The sequence below is a fragment of the Mesorhizobium sp. M1A.F.Ca.IN.020.06.1.1 genome, from assembly GCF_004023265.1.
Taxonomy (GTDB): Bacteria; Pseudomonadota; Alphaproteobacteria; order Rhizobiales; family Rhizobiaceae; genus Mesorhizobium.
Genome location: NZ_RZSR01001749.1, coordinates 1 through 513 on the forward strand (window position 1 = coordinate 1; position 513 = coordinate 513).

The following is a 513-nucleotide window of genomic DNA, read 5'->3' on the forward strand; positions in this document are numbered from 1 at the left end:
CCAAGAAGGACATCGACGCGGCCAACATCCATGTCTGCGGTGCAATGACGCTCGAAGGGGCGCCGTTCCTCAAGGCCGAGCACCTGCCGGTGTTCGACTGCGCCAGCCCCTGCGGCAAGATCGGCAAGCGCTCGCTGTCGATCCAGAGCCACATCCTGATGATGGCCGCGGCGCAGCCCTTCATCTCGGGCGCCATCTCCAAGACCATCAACATGCCGAACGAGGCGACGGTCGAGGACGCCAAGAACGCCTACATGCTGTCCTGGAAGCTGGCGCTGAAGGCCAACGCGCTCTATCGCGACGGCTCGAAGCTGTCGCAGCCGCTCAATGCCTCGCTGCTCGCCGACGGCGAGGAGGACGAGGACGAGGCGGTCGAGCAGCTGATTGCGGCGCCCGCCGCGCAGCGCGCCGTGCAGGTGACGGAAAAGATCGTCGAGCGCGTCATCGAGCGTCTCTACCGCGACCGCGAGAAGCTGCCGAACCGCCGCAAGGGCTACACGCAGAAGGCGGTCG

Annotated in this window: 1 pseudogene; it reads left to right on the top strand. The window is 66.3% G+C overall.

Annotated features, from left to right (window positions below):
- Positions 1-513 (top strand): annotated as a pseudogene (locus EOA60_RS36685) (vitamin B12-dependent ribonucleotide reductase); the annotation flags it as partial.